Source organism: Ramlibacter sp. PS4R-6 (assembly GCF_037572775.1).
Classification (GTDB): Bacteria; Pseudomonadota; Gammaproteobacteria; order Burkholderiales; family Burkholderiaceae_C; genus Ramlibacter.
The window spans coordinates 3,033,239-3,052,136 of record NZ_JBBHKA010000001.1; the positions used below are offsets into that span (position 1 = coordinate 3,033,239).

Below are 18,898 nucleotides of genomic sequence, written 5' to 3' on the forward strand. Positions count from 1 at the left end.
ACCGCCTCACTGGTTGATTTCCGCGGGCGGCAGGCGCAGCAAGCTGGTGAAAGAGCAGGCGGCGCAGGTCACGCACCAGAAGGCGAAGAATGCGATCGTGTGGACGGCCTGCCGCGACCAGCCCAATGGCGCCCCCGCCCAATGCATGTCCAGGGGGTCGGCGACGGCGAACACCAGCAGCTCCAGCACGCAGGCGGCCATGAACGCCGGCCACACCACCGCCATCAGCCCCGCCTTCACGGCTTCACCGGCGTGGCGGCATGGTTGCGGCCCTGCACCGCCGGCAGCAGCGCGCGCTCGGCGGCCAGCTGCTTGTTGATCTCGATGCCGCGGCGGTAGTAGTCGGCGTCGACCACCGGATCGCTCTTCGCGACCGCGATCCAGGCCGTGAGAACGCCGGCGACGACGACGGCGGCGGGGCCGGCGATCAACAGCCACACGTGGCCATGCTGCCACCACGGCGCCGGGTTCATGTCCTGTCCGTTCATGCGAATCTCCTCATCGCGGCACGAGGAATGCCGCTTTCTCGCTGACATGGGCGTCGGCGCCCAGCGCCTCCACCTGGAACTGGATCGGGTGCGAGCCCGGCGCGGCGCTGCCGTACGGCACCTGCAGGCGGACCGCGACCCAGCGCGATTCCGCAGGGCCGACCGCGACCTCGCTCTCGGAGGCCACGGCCAGCCCCGGCAACCCGGTGACGGTGATGCGGTATTTCTGCGGCTGCTCGGTGGCGTTCATCACCTGCAGCCGGTACACGTTCTCCAGCTTGCCGCCCGCCACGATGCGCGAAAGCGCCGCGCGGTCGCGGACCACGTCGACCTTCAGCGGCGTGCGCAGCGCCAGGCTCAAGGCCAGCGCGAAGCACAGGGCCCCCAGCACCGCCGCGTACAGCAGCACGCGCGGGCGCAGCACGTGGCGCCAGATCCGGCTCTCGTCCCAGCCCTGCTTCAGCGCGTTCTGCGTCGTGAAGCGGATCAGCCCGCGCTGGTAGCCCATCTTGTCCATGACACCGTTGCACACATCGATGCAGCCGGCACAGCCGATGCACTCGTACTGCAGGCCCTGGCGGATGTCGATGCCGGTGGGGCAGACCTGCACGCACAGGCTGCAATCCACGCAGGCGCCCAGGCCCAGCGTGGCGGGATCGGCCTGGCGCGAGCGCGCGCCGCGCGGCTCGCCGCGGGCGGCGTCGTAGCTGATGATGAGCGTGTCCTTGTCGAACATCGCGCTCTGGAAGCGCGCGTAGGGGCACATGTACTTGCACACCTGCTCGCGCAGGAAACCCGCATTGCCGTACGTCGCGAACGCGTAGAAGAAGACCCAGAACACCTCCCACGACCCCATGCGGGTCTGCAGGAACTCCAGCATCAGGTCGTCGATCGGCGTGAAGTAGCCCACGAAGGTGAAGCCGGTCCACATGGCCAGCATGAACCACAGCAGGTGCTTGAACCACTTCTTCACCAGCTTCTCCAGCGTCAGGGGCTGCCCGTCCAGCTTCATGCGGGCGGTGCGGTCGCCCTCGACCTTGCGCTCGATCCACAGGAACATCTCCGTGTAGACGGTCTGGGGGCAGGCGAAGCCGCACCACAGGCGGCCTGCGACGGCCGTGAAGAGGAACAGCGACAGCGCACTGACGACCAGCAGGCCCGTGAGGTAGATGAAGTCCTGCGGGTACAGGACCCAGCCGAAGATGTAGAAGCGGCGCGCGGCCAGGTCGAACAGCACCGCCTGGCGGTTTCCCCACTCGAGCCACGGCAGGCCGTAGAAGACGACCTGCGTGAGCCACACGAAGGCCCAGCGCCAGCGCGCGAAGCGGCCGGTGACCGCGCGCGGGTAGATCTTCTTCTGCGCTTCGTAGAGCGACTGCGTCCCGTCCTCGCCCGGAACCGCGGCGACGATGGGGATGACCTTCATGGCCGGGCGGGCGGCTTGTTCGACAAGCCCCACACGTACGCACCCAGCACGTGGATCTGTGCGGCCGAGAGCTTGGCTTCCTGCGCCGGCATGACGTTGGTCTTGCCGTTGTTGATGATGCCGACGATGGCCTGCTCGCCCCAGCCGTGCAGCCAGGTGTCGTCGGTGAGGTTCGGGGCGCCGATGGCGGGGTTGCCCTTGCCGTCCATGCCGTGGCAGGCGGCGCAGGCCGTGAACTTGGACTTGCCCAGCTGCGCGCGCACGGAGTCGTGCGGCGCGTTCGACAGCGACAGCACGTAGTTCGCGACGTTCTTCACGTCGTCGGCCGAGCCGACGGCCGCGGCCATGGGCGGCATCGCGCCCGTCCGGCCCTTGGTGATCGACTCGACGATCTTCTCCGGCGTGCCGCCGTGCAGCCAGTCGGTGTCGGCCAGGTTGGGGAAGCCCTTGCTGCCGCGCGCATCGGAGCCGTGGCACTGGGCGCAGTTGTTCATGAACAGGCGCTCGCCGACCGCCATGGCGTTGCGGTCACCCGCGACCTCCTCCACCTTCCGGGCGGTGAACTGGGCGTAGAACGGCGCCAGTTCCTTGTCGGCCTGCGCCATCTCGGTCGCGTGCTCCTGCGCGCTGCTCCACTTCAGCTCGCCCTGGTAGCTGCCCAGGCCCGGGTACGCGGCCAGGTACAGCAGCGAGAAGACGATGGTGAGCACGAACAGCCACATCCACCAGCGCGGCATGGGGTTGTTCATCTCGGTGAGGTCCTCGTCCCACACGTGGCCCGTGGTGTTGTCGGCGGTCGCCGTGACCTTCTTGCGCGCGGTGACCCACAGCAGGACCAGGCAGGCGAGGATGCCGACGACGGTGGCGCCGGCCACGTAGACCGACCAGAAACTGGCGTTGAAATCGCTCATGGCTTGTCCCGGCTAGTCGTCGTTGAAGGGAATCTGCGCGGCGCGCTCGAGTTGCGGCTTCTGCCGCCTCGCGTACGTCCACGCGAGGATGCCGACGAAGACCGTGAAGCAGGCCACGGTGGCGAAGATGCGAAGCGTGTTGACGTCCATGTGCATTCCCTACTTGAGCGCCAGGCCCAGGCCCTGCAGGTAGGCGACCAGCGCCTCCATCTCGGACTTGCCCTTGACGTCGGCCTCGGCCTTCGCGATCTCGGCGTCGGTGTACGGCACGCCCACGGTGCGCAGCGCCTTCATGTGCGTGGGCATCGCCGCGGCGTCGACCTTGTTCTTCTCCAGCCAGGGGTAGGCCGGCATGTTCGACTCGGGCACCACGTCGCGCGGGTTGTTCAGGTGGATGCGGTGCCAGTCGTCGCTGTACTTGCCGCCGACACGGTGCAGGTCGGGGCCGGTGCGCTTGCTGCCCCACTGGAAGGGGTGGTCGTAGACGAACTCGCCGGCCACCGAGTAATGGCCGTAGCGCAGCGTCTCGGCGCGGAAGGGCCGGATCATCTGCGAGTGGCAGTTGTAGCAGCCCTCGCGCACGTAGATGTCGCGGCCCGCGAGCTGCAGCGCGGTGTAGGGCTTGACGCCCTGCACGGGCTCGGTCGTGGACTTCTGGAAGAACAGCGGCACGATCTCGACGGCGCCGCCGATGGCGACCACCAGCAGGATCAGCACGATCATCAGGAAGTTGCTGGTCTCGACCTTCTCGTGCGTGAAGCCGGTGTCGGAAGTGGTTTGGCTCATGGTGTTCGATTCCTCAGGCGGCTTGCGGCATGGGGACGGCGACGCGCACCGAGCGCCCGCCCGCCACGGTCATCCAGGTGTTCCAGGCCATGACCAGCATGCCGGCCAGGTACATCAGCCCGCCGATCGCGCGGATCACGTAGAAGGGATAGGTGGCCTTCACGGATTCGACGAAGGTGTAGGTGAGCGTGCCGTCGGTGTTGACCGCGCGCCACATCAGCCCCTGCATCACGCCGGCGATCCACATCGCGGCGATGTACAGGACGATGCCCAGCGTCGAGATCCAGAAGTGCAGCTCGATCGCCGGGACCGAGTACATCTTCTTCTGCCCGAACAGGCGCGGGATGAGGAAGTACAGGCAGCCCATCGTGATCAGGCCGACCCAGCCCAGCGCGCCCGCGTGCACATGGCCCACCGTCCAGTCGGTGTAGTGCGACAGCGAGTTCACCGTCTTGATCGACATGAGCGGGCCCTCGAAGGTCGCCATGCCATAGAAGGACAGCGCCACGATCATGAAACGCAGCACCGGGTCGTCGCGCAGTTTGTGCCACGCGCCCGAGAGCGTCATCATCCCGTTGATCATCCCGCCCCAGCTCGGCGCGAGCAGGATCAGCGAGAACAGCATGCCCAGCGATTGCGTCCAGTCGGGCAGCGCGGTGTAGTGCAGGTGGTGCGGGCCCGCCCACATGTACGTGAAGATCAGCGCCCAGAAGTGGACGATGGACAGGCGGTAGCTGTAGACCGGGCGCTCGGCCTGCTTCGGGACGAAGTAGTACATCATCCCCAGGAAGCCGGCGGTGAGGAAGAAGCCCACCGCGTTGTGGCCGTACCACCATTGCACCATCGCGTCCTGCACGCCGGCGTACGCGGAGTAGGACTTCATCCAGCCCGCGGGAACCTCGGCGCTGTTCACCAGGTGCAGGATGGCCACCGCGATGATGAAGGAGCCGTAGAACCAGTTGGCGACGTAGATGTGCTTGATCCGCCGCGTGCCGATGGTGCCGAAGAAGACGACCGCATAGGACACCCACACCAGCGTGATCAGGATGTCGATGGGCCACTCGAGCTCGGCGTATTCCTTGCCGGTGGTGTAGCCCAGGGGCAGCGAGATCGCGGCCGCCACGATGACCGCCTGCCAACCCCAGAACGTGAACGACGCGAGCTTGGGCATGAACAGCGGCACGTGCGACGTGCGCTGCACGCACCAGTAGCTGGTGGCGAACAGCGCGCAACCGCCGAAAGCGAAGATCACCGCGTTGGTGTGCAGGGGCCGCAGGCGGCCGTAACTGAGCCAGGGGATGCCGAAATTGAGTTCGGGCCAGGCCAGCTGGGCCGCGATGAACACGCCTACCAGCATGCCGACGACGCCCCACAGCACGGCGGCCAGCGTGAACTGGCGCACGGCCGTGTCGTCGTAGGCGGCGGGTGCGGTCTTGTCGGTCATGGGTTGCCTCGCGTTTTCATGCCGACAGTCTCCGTGCGGGGGGCGCCCGCGCGCTTGATGAAAATCAATCGCCCCGGAGAATCCGCTCGCCCTCGGCCTCGATCGAGTCGAACTGGCCGCGCCACACGGCCCACCCCAGCGCGCCGAGGATGATGAAGCCCAGGGCCACGGACAGCGGAATCAGCAGGAACAGGATGTCCATCAGTCCATTGCTTTCGGAAGGCTTGCAAGCCGCGCGGAATTGAGCACCACCAGCAGCGAGCTGGCCGCCATGCCGATGCCCGCCAACCACGGCGGCATCCAGCCGATGACCGCGAGGGGCACGCACACGAAGTTGTAGGCCGCGGCCCAGGCCAGGTTCTCGCGCACCACCGCGCGGGTGCGCCGCGACAGCGCGAGAAGCTGCGGCACCGCAACGACCTGCCCGCCCGGGACGATGAAGTCGCAGCGCGCCTGCGCCAGCGGCACGGCGTCGCCGAGCGCGATCGACACGTCGGCACGCGCGAGCACGGGGCCGTCGTTCATGCCGTCGCCCGCCATCGCCACGCGCCGGCCATGCGCCTGCAAGCCAACGACGCGTGCCAGTTTCGATTCCGGCGTCCGGGCTCCTTGCGCGGCGTCGATGCCGGCGGCGCGTGCCATGCGCTCGACGGCCGCGGGCCGGTCGCCGGAGAGCAGTTCCACCGCGACCCCCGCGCGGCGCAGCGACGCGACGGCGGGCGCCGCGTCGGCGCGCAGCGCTTCCTCGATGCCGAAACTCGCGAGCCACCCCTGCGCATCGGCCAGGTGCACCTGGCCATCGGCCCCGGCCGCGCCGCAGAACACGGCGGAGCCCAGGCGCCAGCCTTCGCTCTCGACGCCCTGGCCAGGAATTTCGCGCACCTCGCCGAACACCTTGGCGCGATCCCCCGCCGCGGCCACGAGAGCGCGCGACAGCGGATGCAGCGAATGACGGGCCAGCCCGGCCGCGACTCGCAGGGCCTCCTGCGCATCAATGCCCTCGCGTGTGCGGATGGCCCCGACAGCCGCTTGCGGCCGGGTGAGCGTGCCCGTCTTGTCGAAGACCACCGTGTCGATCGCCGCCGCAGCCTCCAGGGCCGGCAGCCGGCGAACGAGGATGCCGCGCCGCGCCAGCGCACCGGCCGCGGCCAGCGTGGCGGCGGGCGTCGCCAGCGAGAGCGCGCACGGGCAGGTGACGATGAGGACGGCGATCGCGACGCCGATGGCATGCGCCGGGCCCGCGGGCCACCACCACGCTGCCGCCGCGGCGCTCGCCGCGATGACCGCCGCGAGAAACGGCGACGCGAAACGGTCCGCGAGCTGCGCGGCCCGGGGCTTGTCGGCCGATGCGCGCTCCATCAGCGACACGATGGCCGCGAAGCGCGTGTCCTCGCCGCTTCGCTCGACGCGGACGACGAGGCTCGCGCCGACGTTGTGGCTGCCGGCGACCACGCGCTCGCCTTCGCGGCGTGCAACCGGCCGCGACTCGCCCGTGAGCAGCGCTTCGTCGAGTTCGCTCGCGCCTTGCAGCACCTCGCCGTCGGCGGGCACCACCTCGCCCGGCAGCATGCGGATGCGGTCGCCGGGCCGCAGGCGCCGCACGGGGACGCGCTCGAATGCGCCCTGCCCGTCCTCGCGCTCGATCGTCTCCGGCAGGCGCCTGGCCAGCGCCTCCAGGGCCCCGGCCGTGCGGTCGCGCAGGCGCTGCTCCAGCAGGCGGCCCGACAGCAGGAAGAACACGAACATCGTGATCGAGTCGAACCACACCTCGCGCGCGAGCACGCTGGCGGCGTCGAATGTGGCGATGCTGCTGGCCACGAAGGCGACGAGGATGCCCAGCGCCACCGGCACGTCCATGCCGATGCGGCCATGGCGCAGGTCGCGCCACGCCGAGCGGAAGAACGGCCGGCACGAGAACAGCAGCACCGGCAGCGTCATCAGCCACGACGCCCAGTGCAGCAGCGCCTCGATGTCAGGCGTGATCTCCCCCGGCGCGGCGACGTACGCCGGCACGGCGTACATCATCACCTGCATCATGCAGAAACCCGCCACCAGCCAGCGCCACAGCAGCATGCGCTGCTCGCGCCGCCGCGGCGCCGACGTGAAGACGTCGCCCGCCGGCGCCGCGCCATAGCCGGCGCGGTCCAGGGCACGCCACCAGTCCGAAGGCTTGCCCACGGCCGGGTCCCAGCTGACGCGGGCCGTGGCGGTGGCGCCGTTCACCTGCACTTCGCGCACGCCAGCGCAGGACGAGAGCGCGTCCTCCACCGCCAGCGAGCAGGCCGGGCACCACATCCCCTCGATGGCTATCCACGACTGCACCGCCCCGCCTCGCGGCCCGGCGCGGCTGAAGGCGGACCACTCGGCGGGATCGTCGAGCGCGAGGACGGCAGCTTGCATGCGGGAAGGCTAAGGGCGCGCTTCCCCCTGCCGGTTGACGTGCATCAAGCCGGCGCCGCCGCGCCGCCGTAAGCTGCGTCCCAGCACCAAGGAGCCTGCCATGTACCAACGCATCCTCGTCGCCACCGACGGTTCGACGCTTTCGAAGAAGGCCGTGAAGGGCGCGATCGGCCTGGCCGGCGCCATCGGCGCCGAGCTCGTGGCCTTGCACGTCGTACCGCGCTATCCCATGAGTTACTTCGAGGGCGCGGTCGGCCTGTCGCCGAAGGACGTCGAGCGCACGGAGAAGGCCTGGGCCGACAAGGCGCAGGACCTGCTGGACGCGGTGGTCGGCCAAGCCCGCGCGCAGGGCGTCAAGGCCAGGCCCGCCATCGTGCATTCGGACCTCGTGGCCGACGCGATCCTGGGCGCGGCGAAGAAGAACAAGTGCGACCTGGTCGTCATGGCCTCGCACGGCCGGAAGGGGCTCAAGCGCGTCCTGCTGGGCAGCGAGACGCAGCAGGTCCTGACGCACGGCACCGTCCCGGTTCTCGTCCTGCGGTGACGGCACCCGGGATTTCCCGGGGTGCGAAACACATTTGCGCGAATATATTGGGGATGGGGCCGCTGCACCCGTGCGGCGGCCCCGGGAGACTTTCTTCATCAGGTCTGACTTCGTCGGCGCCCTCGCGGGCGCCGTTTTTTTTGGGTGCGGCGGGAACGGCCCGCACTTATATTTGTCCCAATGCGAATGAACACGCTGTACCTGCAGATGCGGTTCCTGGTGCCGCTGGTGCTCATCCTGGGGCTGGCGGCCTACCTGGCGGTGCCGCTGATGGACCGCCTCACGCTGCGGTGGTTCTCGCGCGACCTCACCTTGCGGGGGAACCTCGTCGCCAGTGCATTGGCCGAATCCCTCGCCGAGACGGTGCCCGACCCGCGCGGCCGCAAGCTGACCGCCATCCTCAACCGCACGCTCGAAGACGAGCGCCTCGTCGCCATCGGCGTGTGCACGCGCGAGATGAAGCTGCTGCAGTCGACGTCGAACTTCCCGAAGCAACTCGATTGCGAAGGCGCCGCCCGCATCGCGGCCGAGCCCGACCACCTCATGCGAATCGAAGGCGGGCCGGTACACGTCGGCGTCTACGACGTCACGGCGGAGTCCGGCCCCGTCGGGCGGATGGTGCTGCTGCAGGACCTGAGCTTCATCGAAAGGCGCAGCAAGGACACGCGCCAGTACCTCATCGCCCTCATCGCGAGCCTGGGCGGCGTGATCGCGCTGGTGACGGTGATCGTCGCGCAACTGAGCTGGCGCGGCTGGCTGGCCGGCACGCGCGCGATCCTCCGCGGCGAGGCGCTGCTGCTGCCCGGCTCGCCATCGCGCGAACTGGCGCCGCTCGCCGCCGAATTGCGCTCGCGCCTGCGCGACCTCGAGGACGAATACCGGCGCGCGCAAGGGCCCGAGGCCGACTGGAACCCCGCGCGCCTGCAGGCGCTGCTGCGTTCGCAGTTGAGCGGCGACCAGGTGATCGTCGTCTCCAATCGCGAGCCCTACATCCACCAGAAGGCCGCCAACGGCGAAATCGTCGTGCAGCGTCCCGCGAGCGGGCTCGTCACGGCCGTGGAGCCGGTGGTGCGCGCGTGTTCGGGAACCTGGATCGCGCACGGCAGCGGCTCGGCCGACCGCGATACGGTGGACTCGCACGACCGCGTGCCGCTTCCGCCGGGCCACGCCGAGTACCTGCTGCGGCGCCTGTGGCTCACGCGCGAGGAGGAGCAAGGCTATTACTACGGCTTCGCGAACGAGGGCCTGTGGCCCTTGTGCCACGTGGCGCACGTGCGGCCGGTGTTCCGCGAGTCGGACTGGCAGCAGTACCGCGCGATCAACCAGCGCTTCGCGGACGCAGTCGTCGCCGAAGCGCGCGGGCCCGACCCGATCGTGCTGGTGCAGGACTACCACTTCGCCCTGCTGCCCGCGATGGTCCGCGAGAAACTGCCGCGGGCGACGATCCTCACTTTCTGGCACATCCCGTGGCCCAACCCGGAGTCCTTCGGCATCTGCCCGTGGCGGCGCGAGATCCTCCAGGGCCTTCTGGGCAGCACGATCCTGGGCTTCCACACGCGCTTCCACTGCAAGAACTTCATGGAAACGGTGGACCGTTACCTGGAGGCGCGCATCGAGCACGAACATTCGGCGATCTCGTTCCAGGGCAGCGACACCTTCGTCGAGAGCTACCCCATCTCCATCGCCTGGCCGACCGAGGAAGAGCAGCGAGGCTGGCCGTCGGTGCAGGAATGCCGGCAGAACGTGCGCGCGCGGCTCGCGATCCCGGCGCACCACCGCATCGCCGTGGGCGTGGACCGCTTCGACTACACGAAGGGCATCCTCGAGCGGCTCCACGCCGTCGAACGCATGCTGGAAAAGCATCCGCATTGGCTGGGCAAGTTCACCTTCGTCCAGGTGGCCGCGCCGACGCGCGCGGAGCTCGACGAGTACCGCGCGTTCCAGGACCGCATCCGCCAGGTCACCCAGCGAATCAACGAGCGGTTCGGCACGCCCGACGGCCCCGTCGTGCGGCTGCTGGCGCAGCACCACGGGCATGCGCAGGTGAACGAGCTCTACCGCGCCTGCGACACGTGCCTGGTGACCAGCCTGCATGACGGCATGAACCTCGTGTGCAAGGAATTCGTGGCGGCGCGGGACGACGAACAGGGCGTGCTCATCCTCAGCCGCTTCGCGGGAGCCGCCCGCGAGATGCCCGAAGCGCTGGTCGTGAATCCCTATCACGTGGAAGAAACAGCGGACGCCCTGGAGCGGGCCCTTTCGATGCCGCCGGGCGAACAGCGGGAGCGGATGGCCGCCCTGAGGACCACCGTGCGGGAGTTCAACGTCTTCCGGTGGGCCGGTCGCATGCTGTCCGACGCCGCCCGCTGGCGGTTGCGCGAACGCATCGCCGAACGCGTGCAGCGCCACCGGGCCGCCTGAAACCCGGGCAGCCGCCCTTATGATGAGCTGATGCCGGCCCGCCGTACCCACGCCGTTTCGTCACGCAAGCCAAGCACGCGCGCCGAGGCCGCTACATACGTCCTGCGCAAGCTTCGGCTCCTATTCAACACGATCAAGGGCCACTTCCGCGAGGTCGAGAAGAAAGCCGGCGTCGCGGGCGCGCAGGTCTGGGCGCTCAGCGTGATCCGCTCCCAGCCCGACGTGGGCGTGAGCGAGCTGGCGCGGGCCATGGACATCCACCAGTCCACCGCCAGCAACCTGCTCAAGCCGCTGCTCGAAAAAGGCATGGTCGTCGCCGGCCGCGCCAGGGAAGACCGACGCGCGCTTCGCCTCCGGATCACGCGTGCAGGCCTGGCCGTGCTGCGCAAGGCCCCCGGCCCGGTGACGGGCGTGCTGCCGGAGGTGCTTTCGAAGCTGGACCTCGAAACGCTGATGCGCCTGGATGAGGACCTCGAGGCCGTTATCGCCTTGCTCGATGCTGACCGCCGCGGCGCGAAAGTACCGCTGGGCCAGCCCTGAAACCGTATTCGTGCAAATACAATCGGGCCTCGCATGCGAAGGCCGATTCCCGACGACGTCCGGCGCTTCGTGCTCACCAGCGTGGGCTCCGTGCCCTTCCTGGAAGCACTGTTGCTGCTGCGCGCGCACCCCGACGAAGGCTGGAGCCCCTCCGAGCTGGCGCGGCGCCTTTACGTGGCGCCGCCCCTGGGTGAGGAGCTCCTGGCGCAGCTCGTCGATGCCGGGCTGGCCTCCACGTCCGGCGACGGCAAGTCCTGGCGCTGGAATGCCGGGACGGCCCTGTCGCAGACCATCGACGAGCTCGCGGGCATCTACTCCGAGAACGTGGTGGACGTGACCGAGCTCATCCACTCGCGGCAGGAGCGCCGCGCGCACCAATTCGCGGATGCCTTCCTGCTGCGCAGGAAGGAGGGGTGACCATGGGAGCCATCATTTATTTCATGTGTGCGCTGACGGCGCTCGCCTGCTTCTCGCTGCTGTGGCGGGGCTGGCGGTCCAACGGCGCCGCGCTGCTTTTCTGGAGCGCCCTCTGCTTCGCCGGCCTGACCGTGAGCAACGTGCTGCTGGTCATCGACAAGCTCGTGCTGGGCGAAGACGTGGACCTCACGCCCCTGCGCCTCGTGATCACGCTCGCGGCCCTGCTGCTCCTCATCTTCGGGCTGGCTTGGGAGGACGAGAAATGACTCCCGTCGCCGTCTTCCTCACCGGCGGAATCTGCGTCGCCTGTTTCGTCATCGCGCTCTTCTTCCTGCGCTTCTGGCGCGCCACGCGAGACCGCTTCTTCGTGTTCTTCGCGCTGTCCTTCGCGCTGGAAGGCGGGGCGCGCGGCGCGTCGGCCTTCCTGCAACTCGACGACAACAACCCGGCTTTCTACGCCGTGCGCGTCGTCGCTTACGGGCTGATCATCGCCGCCATCTGGCAGAAGAACCGCCGCTAGCCCCTGCGCTACCATGCGCGCATGCCCGCCAAGCCGCGCATCCTCGTCGTGGAAGACGAATCCGGAATCGCCGACACGATCCAGTATTCGCTCGCGACCGACGGCTTCACGCCCGTGTGCTGCGCGACCGCGCAGCAGGCCATCACGGAGTTCCGCCGCGAACCCCCGGCGCTCGCGATCCTCGACGTCGGCCTGCCCGACCTGAACGGCTTCGAGCTGTTCAAGCAGCTGCACGAGCTGCCCGGCGGGCGCGAGGTGCCCATGCTGTTCCTCACGGCGCGCAGCGACGAGATCGACCGCGTGGTGGGCCTGGAGCTGGGCGCCGACGACTACATCGCCAAGCCCTTCTCCCCGCGCGAGCTGGTGGCGCGCGTGCGCGTCATCCTGCGCCGCTCGGCGCGCCAGCCCGCAGCCGCGCCCTCCGCGCCGGCCGCGTTGCCGGTGGAAGTGGACGAGGAGCGCCGCCGCATCCGCTACTACGGGCAGCCGCTGGAGCTCTCGCGCTACGAATACGGCATCCTGCGCCTGCTGGCGGCCAAGCCGGGCCGCGTGTTCACGCGCGACGAGCTGCTCGCCAAGGTGTGGGACGACGACAGCGACAGCTTCGACCGCACGGTGGACGCGCACATCAAGACCCTGCGCGCCAAGCTGAAGGCCGTGCGGCCGCAGCTGGACCCCATCCGCACGCTGCGCGGCACCGGCTACGCGCTGAGCGAGGACCTGCCGGCGGCGTGAGCAAGCGCAACCGCATCTTCATCGCCGTCCTGCTGATCTACGCGGCGGGCACCGCCTTCCTCCTGTACCGCGTGCTGGCGGACCTGGACCCGCGCTACCGCGAGTCGGCCGAGGAGTCGCTGGTGGAAACCTCGCAGCTCGTCGCCGCCCTCGTGGAGCAGGACGTGCGCGACGGCGCGATCGACGTCGCGCGGCTCGACCCGCTCTTTCGCAGCCTGTATGCGCGCAAGTTCGAGGCGAAGATCTTCAGCGTGACCAAGCGGCGCGTGGAGGTGCGGGTGGCGGTGACGGACGGCACGGGGCGCGTGCTGTACGACTCGCTGGGCCGCGCCACGGGCAGCGACTACTCGCGCTGGCGCGACGTCGCGCTGGCGCTGCGCGGCGAATACGGCGCACGCAGCACGCTGGACGTCGAGGGCGACCCGGCGACGGCGGTGATGTACGTGAGCGCGCCCGTGCGCTGGCAGGAACGCATCGTCGGCGCGGTGTCGGTCGGCAAGCCCGTTCAGAGCTTCGGCCAGTTCGTCGAAGACGCGCGCCGCAAGACCATCTACGTGGGCGTCTTCTCCGCCATCGCCGTGCTGGTGCTGGCGTTCATCATGTCGGTGTGGCTGGTGCGGCCCTTCGGGCTGATCGCCGACTACGTGCGCTACGTGCGCGCCCAGCCGCGCATCAGCCTGCCGGGGATGGGGCGCCGCGCGCTCGGCGTGATCGGCGCCGCCTACGAGGAGATGCGCGACGCGCTGGCCGGGCGCAACTACGTCGCCGATTACGTGCAGACCCTGACGCACGAGGTCAAGAGCCCGCTCTCGGCCATCCGCGGCGCGGCGGAACTGCTGCAGGAGGCGGGCATGCCGCCCGGGGAGCGCCAGAAATTCCTCGCGAACATCATGCGCGAGGCCGGGCGCATCCAGGAGATGGTGGACCGCATGATGGAGCTGACGGCCCTGGAGACGCGGCGGGCGCTGGAGCACGTGGCCACCGTGCCGCTCAACCCGCTGCTCGAGGAGGCCGTGGCCGCCGCCGGCGATGCGGGCGCGCAGCGCGACGTGACGGTCCGCCTGGAAGCGGGGGACGAAGCCAGCGTCGAAGGCGACGCGTTCCTGGTGCGGCGCGCATTCAGCAACCTGCTCGACAACGCCATCGACTTCTCGCCCTCGGGCGGCGAAGTGACGGTCACGCTCGCGCGCCAGGGCCGCAAGGCCGTCGTGCAGGTGCGCGACCGCGGCCCCGGCATCCCCGAGTACGCGGTGGACAAGGTGTTCGAGAAGTTCTATTCGCTCGCCCGGCCGCACTCGCGCAAGAAGAGCACGGGCCTGGGGCTTTCCTTCGTGCGGGAGATCGCGTCGCTGCACCACGGCCGCATCGATCTGGCCAATGCCGAAGGCGGCGGCGCCGTCGCGACGCTCACCCTGCCGCTCGCGCCCGCCTGAGACTTCACACGGACTTCACGCAGCCTCCTCGCAGGCTTCCGACGCCGTTCTCGCCCCCGCTCGAAGCTTCCCCCCGTGCACTGTCGCACGCCGGGGGTAACTTCCATGGACATCCGAATGAACTCGAAGGGCGGGCTGTGGCGCTGGCTCGCCTCCGCCACGCTGGGCTGCGCCGCCGCGGGACTCATCGCCGCCGGGCCCGCCCGTGCGCAGGAGCCTGAGCCGCGCCTGAAGACCGAGAGCCCCTACTTCTTCGTCAAGAGCGACGACCCCTCGGTCGACCAGCTGCCGCTGAAGGCGACACGCGTGGACGTGCGCATCAGCGGCGTCATCGCCGACGTCACCGTCACGCAGCAGTACCGCAACGAAGGCACGCGCGCGATCGAGGCGCGCTACGTCTTCCCGGGCTCCACGCGCGCCGCGGTGTACGGCATGAACGTGCGCCTGGCCGACCGCCTGGTCACCGCGCAGATCCGCGAGAAGCAGCAGGCGCGCGTGGAATACCAGAAGGCGAAGACCGAGGGCAAGACCGCCGCGCTGCTGGAGCAACACCGCCCCAACGTGTTCCAGATGAACGTCGCCAACATCATGCCCGGCGACGACGTGCGCGTGGAGCTGCGCTACACCGAGCTGCTGGTGCCGCAGTCGGGCACGTACGAGTTCGTGTTCCCGACGGTGGTCGGCCCGCGCTACAACAGCCCGCAATCCGCCGACGCGCAGGCGAAGTGGCTGTCGCAGCCCTACCTGCCCGCGGGGCAGGCCACGCCGTCCGCCTTCGACATCCACGTCGACATCGCCAGCCCCATCGGCATCAAGGAAGTGCGCTCGACGAGCCACACGGTGGAAGTCACGGAGAAGGACGACAGGCACGCCGGCATCGCGCTGGCCGCGGGCGGCGGCGCCGCCAACAACCGCGACTACATCCTGCAGTACCGGCTGGCCGGCGACCGCGTCGAGTCGGGCGTGATGCTCTACCGCGGCGACGGCGAGAACTTCTTCGTGGCGATGGTCGAGCCACCGCAGCACGTGGCGACGGCCGCGATCAACCCGCGCGAGTACATCTTCGTCGTCGACATCTCGGGTTCGATGCACGGCTTCCCGCTGGACACGGCCAAGGCCCTGCTGCGCGAGCTGATCGGCGGCCTGCGCCCCAGCGACACCTTCAACGTGCTGCTGTTCGAAGGCAGCAACCGCTTCCTGGCGCCCCGCTCCGTGCCCGCGACGCCCGCCAACATCGAGCGCGCGATCCGCACGATCAACGAACAGGGCGGCGGCGGCAGCACCGAGATCGTCCCCGCCTTCCGCCGCGTCTATGCGGAGCCCAAGGCCTCGCCCGACGTGGCCCGCACCATCGTCGTCGTCACCGACGGCTACGTGTCGGTCGAGCGCGAGGTCTTCCAGATGGTGCGCCAGCACCTGTCCGAAGCCAACGTGTTCGCCTTCGGCATCGGCGGCTCGGTCAACCGCCACCTGATGGAAGGCATCGCCCGCGCCGGCATGGGCGAGCCCTTCATCGTCACGAAGCCCTCCGAAGCCCGCGCCCAGGCGCAGCGCTTCCGCCGCATGATCGAGGCGCCCGTGCTCACCAGCGTCAAGGCGCGCTTCGAGGGCCTGCAGGTCTACGACGTCGAGCCGCCGCAGCTGCCCGACGTGATGGGCGAGCGCCCGGTGATCGTCTTCGGCAAGTGGAAGGGCGAGCCGCAGGGACAGGTGGTGATCGAAGGCCGCGCCGCCGACGGCCCGTACCGCCAGTCGATCGCGGTGGAAGGCAATACGTCGCGGGACACCGCCGCCCTGCGCCACCTGTGGGCCCGCCACCGCATCCAGTCGCTGTCGGACCAGGAAGCGCAGGAAGGTGGCGACCGCCAGCGCGCCGAGATCACGCAACTGGGCCTGCGCTACGGCCTGCTCACGCAGTACACGAGCTTCCTCGCGGTCGACAAGGTCGTTCGCAACCCCGTTCCTTCCGACGCGGTGGGCGTGGACCAGCCCTCTCCCATGCCGCAGGGCGTGAGCAACCTCGCCGTCGGCGCCACCGTTCCCGGCACGCCGGAGCCGGCGACCTGGGGCGCGATCCTGGTCACCCTGTCCGTCCTCGCCATGCTGGCGCGCCGCCTGCGCCGCCAGCGCGCCGGGCGGTTCACCGCGTAAAGGAGCGACCATGAACTCATCGCGCCTGTACACGCTGCCGCGCGTGCTCGAGTGGAGCATCCGCATCGACCGCGCGCCGGCCCTGCTCTGGATCGCCTGCATCACGCTGGCCTTGCTGCCCACCTGGGTCTGGATGGCGCGGCGGCTGGCCGACGGCTCGGACGACCCGCTCGGGCTTCTCGCCATCGCCGCGCTCGCGCTCGTGCTGTGGCGGCATCGCGGCCGGCTGCGGGTCGCGCCGCGGCTAGGCTGGCTCGCGCTGGCCACGGGTTGTGCGCTGCTCTCCGCGATGCTGGCCGGCGCGCTGCCGCCGCTGGCCACGTCGCTCGTCGCGCTGGCCGCACTCGGCTGCGTGCTCGCGGCCTTCCTTCCCGCACTGGTCGCCGCCGCGCCGGTGATCGGCCTGGCGCTGCTGTCGCTGCCGTGGATCGCGTCGCTGCAGTTCTACGCGGGCTACCCGCTGCGCGCGCTGACGGCCGAAGCGAGCCGCTGGCTGCTCGCGCCCTTCTTCGCGATCGAACGCATGGGCACGGCGCTGCTGGTCGACGGGCGGCTGGTCATGGTGGATGCGCCTTGTTCCGGCGTGCAGATGCTGTGGCTCGGCTACTTCACGGCCTGCATGACGGCGCTGTGGACCTTCCGCTCCAGCGGCTCGTTCCTGGCGCGCCTGCCGGCCGTGAGCGTGCTGGTGCTGGCGGGCAACGTCGTGCGCAACACGGTGCTGGTGAGCCTGGAGGCCACGGGTGGCGCTTCCGCCGCCGTGCACGACGCCATCGGCCTGGGCGTGCTCGCACTCGTGTGCGGCGCCATCGCCTGGGTCATGGCCGACGAAGGAGAGCGCCATGTTTGACAACACCTTCCTCGCGCGCGTGCTCTGGAAGTGCGCCTGCGCGGCGGCCGTGCCGCTGTGCCTCGCGATCGCCGCCGTCCAGGCGCTGGCGCCTGCGCGCGCGGTGGCCCGCCCGCAGCCCGCCGTCGAACTGCCGTCGCAATGGGATGGCAGGCGGCTGCGGCCGCTCGTCCTCACGGAGGTCGAGCAGCGTTTCGCGCGCCACTTCCCCGGCCGCATCGCGCGCATGACCGACGGTGAGAACATGCTGGTGCTGCGCACCGTCGTGCAGCCGACTCGCATGCTGCATCCCGCGGCGGATTGCTATCGCGGCGTCGGCTGGCGCATCGAGCATGTGCGGCTGCAGCTGGACGACGAGCAGCTGCTGTGGCGCTGCTTCGACGCGCGGCGCGGCGGCGACGGCCTCAGGGTGTGCGAACGCATCGTCGATGCGCGGGGCCAAGCCTTCACCGATGCGTCGTCGTGGTATTGGGCCGCGCTGCTCGGCCAATCGCAAGGGCCGTGGCAGGCCGTCACCGTCGCGGGGCCGCTGTGAAAACCTTCCTCATCGTCGTATCCACGGTGGCCGTCACGCTGCTGCTGGCGGCGACCGGCGCATTCTTCGCGCTGCGCGCCACGCTCGCGCCGCTGCCGGGCGAATGGAGCGTGCCGCTGGCCCTCGGGCCCCTCACGATCCAGGCCGGCGTGCCGTCCATGTTGCGCCTGGCCACCTCGGCCTGGGGTGGCCCGCTGCTGGCGGGACGCCGCTTCTCCACGCGCCACGGTTCGCTGCATTTCGGCTGGGCGCGCGAAGGCGTGCTGCACGTGCGCTGCGCGCCGTGCGAGCTGCAGTCGCCGGCACTGGGCGACGAGCCGCTGCGGCTGGCCGAAGTCGACGTGGCCGTGCACCGGCTCGGCGAGTCGCTCTGGGGCAGCGTGCAAGCCGGGCGCGTGCGCGGCGAGTGGCGCGGCACGATGTTGCGCGACCGCATCCGCGTGCGCCTGGAGGTGCCCGCGACGCCCATCGCGGATGGCTACGCGCTGTTCGCCGCCGAGATTCCCGAGCTGCAGCGCGCGCGCATCGAAGGCGTGTTCACCCTGCGCGCGGAACTCGTCCTGCCCGACGGCGCATGGACCGTGCAGCCGCGCGTCGACGGCTTCGCGGTGGGCGGCCTGGGCACCGAGGCGCTGGCGGGCGCGCGCACCGCCTGCTCGCGCCGCGCGAGCCGCCTCACCCCCGAATCGTGGCTGTCGCGCGCCGTCATCGCGGCGGAGGACCAGCGTTTCTGGGACCACCCGGGCTACGACATCGTCGAGGTGGCCGAGTCGTTCACGCTGAACCAGGAGCGCCAGCGCATCGCGCGCGGCGCCAGCACGCTGTCGCAGCAGGCCGCGCGGCTGCTGGTCACAGGCGGCGAGCGCAAGCCCGTGCGCAAGCTGCGCGAACTCCTGTATGCGGTGGAGATGGAGCAGACGCTGGGCAAGGCGCGCATCCTGCACCTGTACCTGGACAACGCGCCCTGGGGCGAAGGCCAGTGCGGCGCCGAAGCGGCGTCGCTGCACTACTTCGGCGTGCGCGCCCACGAGCTGAAGATGACGCAGGCCGCGTGGCTGGCCGCGATGCTGCACAACCCCGACATGGAAGCGAAGCGCTGGGCCGACCGCGGCACCATCGACACGTCGCGTGCGCAGTGGGTGCTGCTCGGCATGCGCGGCGTGCCGCGGCCGCGGCGCCTCGAAATCGCGGAGGACATCCCGCTCATGGACTGGAAGCCCTGGTGGTCGCAGCCGGCGATGGCGAAGTGACGGCGCTTGACGCTCGTCAAGCGGCCCTCCCTTGCCGCGGCGCAGAC

21 protein-coding genes are annotated in these 18,898 nt (G+C 69.9%); 12 read left to right on the forward strand and 9 right to left on the reverse strand.

Features of this window, described 5'->3' with window-relative positions:
- Positions 1-6 precede the first annotated feature (6 nt).
- From WG903_RS15065 to WG903_RS15105, 9 genes are all read right to left on the reverse strand, one after another.
- Positions 7-240 carry a hypothetical protein gene (locus tag WG903_RS15065; protein ID WP_340076850.1) on the reverse strand — a complete coding sequence of 78 codons (234 nt, stop codon included), beginning with the start codon at positions 238-240 and terminating at the stop codon, positions 7-9.
- The gene (locus WG903_RS15070) at positions 237-488 is read right to left on the reverse strand and encodes a FixH family protein (RefSeq protein WP_340076852.1); all 252 of its coding nucleotides are present in this window, start codon (positions 486-488) and stop codon (positions 237-239) included. The genes WG903_RS15065 and WG903_RS15070 overlap by 4 nt, the downstream gene beginning before the upstream one ends.
- A 10-nt stretch (positions 489-498) precedes the next feature.
- The gene (gene ccoG / locus WG903_RS15075) at positions 499-1,914 is read right to left on the reverse strand and encodes a cytochrome c oxidase accessory protein CcoG (protein WP_340076854.1); all 1,416 of its coding nucleotides are present in this window, start codon (positions 1,912-1,914) and stop codon (positions 499-501) included.
- A complete protein-coding gene (ccoP, locus tag WG903_RS15080) occupies positions 1,911-2,825 on the reverse strand; it encodes a cytochrome-c oxidase, cbb3-type subunit III (protein WP_340076857.1) in 915 nt (304 codons plus the stop codon). Before ccoP ends, ccoG begins: the two co-directional genes overlap by 4 nt.
- Before the next feature lie 12 nt (positions 2,826-2,837).
- Complete coding sequence (locus WG903_RS15085) at positions 2,838-2,975, reverse strand: cbb3-type cytochrome oxidase subunit 3 (RefSeq protein WP_340076859.1); 138 nt, start codon at positions 2,973-2,975, stop codon at positions 2,838-2,840.
- Between the two features lie 9 nt (positions 2,976-2,984).
- Positions 2,985-3,611, reverse strand: a complete 627-nt coding sequence (ccoO, locus tag WG903_RS15090; RefSeq protein ID WP_340076861.1) for a cytochrome-c oxidase, cbb3-type subunit II — start codon at positions 3,609-3,611, stop codon at positions 2,985-2,987.
- 13 nt (positions 3,612-3,624) lie between these two features.
- The gene (gene ccoN, locus WG903_RS15095) at positions 3,625-5,055 is read right to left on the reverse strand and encodes a cytochrome-c oxidase, cbb3-type subunit I (RefSeq protein ID WP_340076863.1); all 1,431 of its coding nucleotides are present in this window, start codon (positions 5,053-5,055) and stop codon (positions 3,625-3,627) included.
- Between the two features lie 64 nt (positions 5,056-5,119).
- A complete protein-coding gene (gene ccoS, locus WG903_RS15100; protein WP_340076865.1) occupies positions 5,120-5,257 on the reverse strand; it encodes a cbb3-type cytochrome oxidase assembly protein CcoS in 138 nt (45 codons plus the stop codon).
- Positions 5,257-7,455, reverse strand: a complete 2,199-nt coding sequence (locus WG903_RS15105; protein ID WP_340076868.1) for a heavy metal translocating P-type ATPase — start codon at positions 7,453-7,455, stop codon at positions 5,257-5,259. The genes ccoS and WG903_RS15105 overlap by 1 nt, the downstream gene beginning before the upstream one ends.
- A 100-nt stretch (positions 7,456-7,555) precedes the next feature.
- On the opposite strand from WG903_RS15105, the gene WG903_RS15110 reads away from it, so the two are divergent.
- The 12 genes from WG903_RS15110 (at position 7,556) to WG903_RS15165 (ending at position 18,851) form a co-directional block, all read left to right on the forward strand.
- On the forward strand, positions 7,556-7,999 hold the full coding sequence (locus WG903_RS15110; protein WP_340076870.1) for a universal stress protein: 444 nt from the start codon (positions 7,556-7,558) through the stop codon (positions 7,997-7,999).
- Between the two features lie 186 nt (positions 8,000-8,185).
- Positions 8,186-10,420 carry an alpha,alpha-trehalose-phosphate synthase (UDP-forming) gene (locus WG903_RS15115; RefSeq protein ID WP_340076872.1) on the forward strand — a complete coding sequence of 745 codons (2,235 nt, stop codon included), beginning with the start codon at positions 8,186-8,188 and terminating at the stop codon, positions 10,418-10,420.
- Between the two features lie 30 nt (positions 10,421-10,450).
- Positions 10,451-10,960, forward strand: coding sequence for a MarR family winged helix-turn-helix transcriptional regulator (locus WG903_RS15120; RefSeq protein WP_340076874.1), 510 nt, complete (start codon positions 10,451-10,453; stop codon positions 10,958-10,960).
- A gap of 33 nt (positions 10,961-10,993) precedes the next feature.
- Positions 10,994-11,377, forward strand: a complete 384-nt coding sequence (locus WG903_RS15125) for a hypothetical protein (protein ID WP_340076877.1) — start codon at positions 10,994-10,996, stop codon at positions 11,375-11,377.
- 2 nt (positions 11,378-11,379) lie between these two features.
- Complete coding sequence (locus WG903_RS15130; RefSeq protein WP_340076880.1) at positions 11,380-11,643, forward strand: DUF5985 family protein; 264 nt, start codon at positions 11,380-11,382, stop codon at positions 11,641-11,643.
- A complete protein-coding gene (locus tag WG903_RS15135) occupies positions 11,640-11,897 on the forward strand; it encodes a DUF5985 family protein (RefSeq protein ID WP_340076883.1) in 258 nt (85 codons plus the stop codon). Before WG903_RS15130 ends, WG903_RS15135 begins: the two co-directional genes overlap by 4 nt.
- 21 nt (positions 11,898-11,918) lie before the next feature.
- Positions 11,919-12,632, forward strand: a complete 714-nt coding sequence (gene creB, locus WG903_RS15140) for a two-component system response regulator CreB (RefSeq protein WP_340076885.1) — start codon at positions 11,919-11,921, stop codon at positions 12,630-12,632.
- A complete protein-coding gene (creC, locus tag WG903_RS15145; RefSeq protein WP_340076887.1) occupies positions 12,629-14,065 on the forward strand; it encodes a two-component system sensor histidine kinase CreC in 1,437 nt (478 codons plus the stop codon). The genes creB and creC overlap by 4 nt, the downstream gene beginning before the upstream one ends.
- Positions 14,066-14,182: 117 nt before the next feature.
- The gene (locus WG903_RS15150; RefSeq protein WP_445263605.1) at positions 14,183-16,216 is read left to right on the forward strand and encodes a VIT and vWA domain-containing protein; all 2,034 of its coding nucleotides are present in this window, start codon (positions 14,183-14,185) and stop codon (positions 16,214-16,216) included.
- A 10-nt stretch (positions 16,217-16,226) separates the two neighbouring features.
- Positions 16,227-17,066, forward strand: coding sequence for an exosortase Q (gene xrtQ / locus WG903_RS15155; RefSeq protein WP_340076892.1), 840 nt, complete (start codon positions 16,227-16,229; stop codon positions 17,064-17,066).
- A complete protein-coding gene (locus WG903_RS15160) occupies positions 17,059-17,601 on the forward strand; it encodes a hypothetical protein (protein WP_340076894.1) in 543 nt (180 codons plus the stop codon). Before xrtQ ends, WG903_RS15160 begins: the two co-directional genes overlap by 8 nt.
- Positions 17,598-18,851 carry a biosynthetic peptidoglycan transglycosylase gene (locus WG903_RS15165; RefSeq protein ID WP_340076897.1) on the forward strand — a complete coding sequence of 418 codons (1,254 nt, stop codon included), beginning with the start codon at positions 17,598-17,600 and terminating at the stop codon, positions 18,849-18,851. The genes WG903_RS15160 and WG903_RS15165 overlap by 4 nt, the downstream gene beginning before the upstream one ends.
- The last annotated feature ends 47 nt before the right edge of the window (positions 18,852-18,898 follow it).